At 69.2% G+C, this 2,719-nt stretch carries 3 protein-coding genes; 2 read left to right on the plus strand and 1 reads right to left on the minus strand.

The annotated features are described in order from the left end of the window. A partial coding sequence (locus tag Q0L15_RS18545) for a DUF222 domain-containing protein (RefSeq protein ID WP_296605944.1) occupies positions 1–565 on the minus strand: 565 nt, incomplete at its 3' end. A 389-nt stretch (positions 566–954) separates the two neighbouring features. Between Q0L15_RS18545 and Q0L15_RS18550 the strand changes: the two genes are divergently transcribed. Together Q0L15_RS18550 and Q0L15_RS18555 are read left to right on the plus strand one after the other, a co-directional pair. Next, positions 955–1,560, plus strand: a complete 606-nt coding sequence (locus tag Q0L15_RS18550) for a helix-turn-helix domain-containing protein (RefSeq protein WP_296605946.1) — start codon at positions 955–957, stop codon at positions 1,558–1,560. Next, a partial coding sequence (locus tag Q0L15_RS18555) for an ABC transporter ATP-binding protein (protein WP_296605947.1) occupies positions 1,557–2,719 on the plus strand: 1,163 nt, incomplete at its 3' end. The genes Q0L15_RS18550 and Q0L15_RS18555, both read left to right, overlap by 4 nt.

Genomic DNA, 2,719 nt, shown 5'->3' on the forward strand with positions numbered 1-2,719 from the left:
GGGCGAAGGTGCCGCGGGTGATCCCGTCGGGGTCCTCGCGCATGGTGAGCCGGGTGGCCATGCTGGCGGCGCGTTCCTCACGCTCCAGCAGCTTCGCCTCGTGGGCGTCGGCGGCTTCAGGGTCGATGACGTGGAGCAGGCCTTTGCCGAGCTTGGCCAGCTCTTTGGCGTTGTAGTGGGCTGCCTCGCCGATGAGGTGGGCCTCTGCCCGGTCGCGCACTGCGGGGTCGACGTGGTCGGGGAGGTCCTCGACGGCCTTGATGATCACCGCGGCCTGGTCGGGCAGCACGTCTGCGGTCTTCAACGCCTCGTGGGTGAGGGGGTGCTCCTCGAGGCCGGCGCCGAGGTGGGCGATCCGGTGGGCCTCGGCGCGGTTCATCCGGGTCTGGTGGGCCCACCAGTTCGGCACCGAGGTCGCCCCGACCTGCTCAGCGACCCCGGCGGAGGAGGCGTGGGTGGCCAGGCGTGCCTGCAGCTCGGTGACCCGGGCGGCGACACGGGTGAGCTCCACGATCGTCGCGGCGGTCTCGTGAGCCTCCATGGACCACAGCGACGCATCAGCCACCTCGAGGAGGCTGTGAGAGATCTCGGTGACGGCGCGCGTGACCCGGTGTGAAGGGTGAGCTTGTGCGGTCATCGCCACTCCCGAGATGAAGCGTGGCCGCAGTCTATCGCACGTGTGCTCGGAAAGTCAACAGACAGGTGTGATGTTCCGGCGAGGCGGCGGCCCGCAAGCCGGGAAGAGGCCGATGCCACGGCGGACCGCTCCCGCTTTGCTGCCGAGGACCGCACCGGAAGCAGCCCGCAGCCCGACGTACATCCGGCTCGGTGCATGGGTTGCGGGGGTCTCGACAGGCTCGACCAACGGTGCCGCTGTGAGGGACTCGACGAGCTCGATCGCCCGTGCCGAAACCCACTTGTGAGTGAGTACTCACTCACTTACGCTCGTGGATCGTGGACACCAAGAGGGAGCGCGCGCGACCGCTGTCGCCACAGGAGCGACGGGCGGAGATCATCGCCGCGACCCGGCCGCTGCTCTACGAGCACGGACGGGCGACGACGACGCGGCTGATCGCTGAGGCCGCCGGCATCGCCGAGGGGACGATCTTCCGGGCGTTCGCGTCCAAGGAGGAGCTCTTCGACGCGGTGCTGGAGGCGGAGTTCGACCCGACGTCGTTCCTCGACGATGTCATGAGGATCGACCCGGACCTCGAGCTGCGCGAGCGGTTGGTGGCCTTCACGACGCTGCTCCAGCGGCGCTTCGTCGGGATCTTCGGCCTGATGTCGGCGATGGGGATGCGCAAGCCGCCCGACAACCTGCGCGACCCCGAGGTCCGCGAGCGGCTGACCCAGGGTGGTCTGGCGATGCTGCTCGCCCCCGACGCCGAGCGGTTCACCGTGCCGGTCGAGCGCGTCGTCGACTTCGTCCGGCTGCTCACGTTCTCGGGCAGCCACCCCCACCTCTCCGACCAACGACCGCTCGCGCCGGAGGAGATCGTCGACGTGATCCTCCACGGTGTCCTGAAGAGCGGCGACACGAGAGGCGGTGACGCACGATGATGCTGCGACTCCTGCGCGAGCGGCTCGCGCCGTACCGCAGCTGGCTCGCGCTGGTGGTGGTCTTCCAGTTCGTCGGCGTGGTGGCGATGCTCTACCTGCCCAGCCTCAACGCCGACATCATCGACGAGGGCGTGGCCCGGGGCGACACCGGCTACATCGTCCGCGTCGGCGCGATCATGCTCGGCGTCTCGCTGGTGCAGATCGTCTGCTCGGTCTGCGCCGTCTGGTTCGGTGCCCGCACCGCGATGGGCTTCGGTCGCGACGTGCGCGCCGCGCTGTTCCACCGCGTCGGGACGTTCTCGGCCCGCGAGGTCCAGCACTTCGGGGCGCCGTCGCTCATCACGCGGAGCACCAACGACGTGCAGCAGGTGCAGATGCTGGTCCTGATGGCGTGCACGATCGCGGTGTCGTCGCCGATCATGATGGTCGGGGGAGTGTTCATGGCCCTGCGCGAGGACCTCGGACTCGGGTGGATCCTCGCCGTCGTGGTCCCCGCGCTGTTCGCGAGCGTGGGCTTCGTCGTCAGCAAGATGGTGCCGAGCTTCCGCGCCATGCAGACCCGTATCGACGAGGTCAACCGGGTGCTGCGTGAGCAGATCACCGGCATCCGGGTGGTGCGCGCCTTCGTGCGCGAGCCCTACGAGGCGAGCCGGTTCGGCACGGCCAACGACGAGCTGACCGATGTCGCCGTGCGTGCCGGACGGTGGATGGCCACGATGTTCCCGCTCGTGATGCTGGTGGTGAACGCCTCGAGCGTCGCGGTGATCTGGTTCGGCGGCCACCGGGTCGACAACGGGCAGATGCAGGTCGGAGCGCTGACGGCGTTCCTCACCTACCTCATGCAGATCCTGATGTCGGTGATGATGGCGACGTTCATGCTGATGATGATCCCGCGTGCGTCGGTCTGCGCCGACCGGATCGTCGAGGTGCTGGACACGCACACGTCGGTCCCGCTGCCCGAGGACCCGGTCGCCCCGGACCCGTCGCGGCGCGGTCACCTCGACCTCGACCACGTGACGTTCGCCTATCCCGGGGCCGAGTCGCCGGTGCTCAGCGACGTCTCGCTCACGGCCCGGCCCGGCCAGACGATCGCGATCATCGGCTCGACAGGAGCCGGCAAGTCCACGCTGGTCAACCTCGTGCCGCGACTCTTCGACGC

This window comes from Nocardioides sp., from assembly GCF_024509035.1.
Classification (GTDB): domain Bacteria; phylum Actinomycetota; class Actinomycetes; order Propionibacteriales; family Nocardioidaceae; genus Nocardioides.